The organism is Holospora curviuscula, assembly GCF_002930195.1.
Taxonomy (GTDB): domain Bacteria; phylum Pseudomonadota; class Alphaproteobacteria; order Holosporales; family Holosporaceae; genus Holospora; species Holospora curviuscula.
In genome coordinates, this window is the sequence record NZ_PHHC01000008.1 from 1 (window position 1) to 1,071 (window position 1,071).

Consider the following 1,071-nt stretch of genomic DNA (forward strand, 5'->3'; position numbering starts at 1 on the left):
ACCTAACATTTGGGTTAAGCAATCAAGACGCCTATTGTCGATTTTGAAATATGGCTTTAAAATGCGCTTTAACTCGTTGACTGAAACCATGATGTATACCTCTTTTTCGATAATCGAGATTATACACTTTTTGTTTTTATTTCACCGAGTTACTGTCAATGCAAACTAACTAACCAATTAGTTTTGTCCGGTACAGAGATAATGGTTATAGAGAATAGTGCATCAATTGAACAAGATGTAGAACGTCGTATCTGTTTAGCGTGAGCTCACTGTTTCTCAATGGGATTAAAATCAGGAAAATAAAGAGGTAGGTAAAGTATACCAGCATCTTTAATCCATTTTTTACCGAGCTTTACCTTGATGGAACGCAGCATTATTTAGGACAACACCACGGTTTTCTAGAATATGGGTGAGTATTATTTCCTTTACCCAACAAGTCAATCCCTCTCCAGAAGTCGTAAGCACTCCAATGGCCCTTAAAAGCCCATCAAAGCGCCTATAGCATTTGTTCTACTTTGGGTTCCTCAATCCTGTTTTCCGTCACAACGCTGGGCTTTTACACAACATCCGTGCGTTTTTGACATAGCATGGGCAACTCCACGTTCATCAACTTTGCTGGTTAATTCATCACGCTTTTGGTATACTATAGATCTTTTTTTCTGGATATGCCGTTGGATAATTTAAGATTTTTTTATAGCCAATCCCAAGACGTCTCAGGGTTTTCAAAATGCCAACAGCGCTAACTCCAAAGCGCTCTGCTCGCTTTGGCTGACAAGCATCAGGGGATCCATCGTGATATCGTGTTCTAAACAGTCCATGTCAATTATTGTGACTGGCGTATAACGCAGTCAGAGCCTAGATTTATGGATGAGCGATCCCCCTTAACAAGCGCATAAAAGAGCGATCCTCACCCTATTTTCGAAAGCTGCTACAGCCATTTCTTACGCTTTAGACAATCTTGGATAATGATTGAGCCAAGCCAAGGTTCGTTCAACGACCCATCTTTTGGCGAACACCGCCCATTCTGGGGTTCTGAAATTTCAATTGTCTTGTTAAGAAGATTTTCCATAA

1 protein-coding gene is annotated in these 1,071 nt (G+C 40.3%); it reads right to left on the bottom strand.

Going from position 1 to position 1,071, the window contains the following annotated elements:
* Window positions 1–342: 342 nt before the first annotated feature.
* Window positions 343–465: a hypothetical protein gene (locus tag HCUR_RS09720; protein ID WP_279337359.1), complete on the bottom strand. Its 123-nt coding sequence runs from the start codon at window positions 463–465 to the stop codon at window positions 343–345.
* Window positions 466–1,071: the final 606 nt, after the last annotated feature.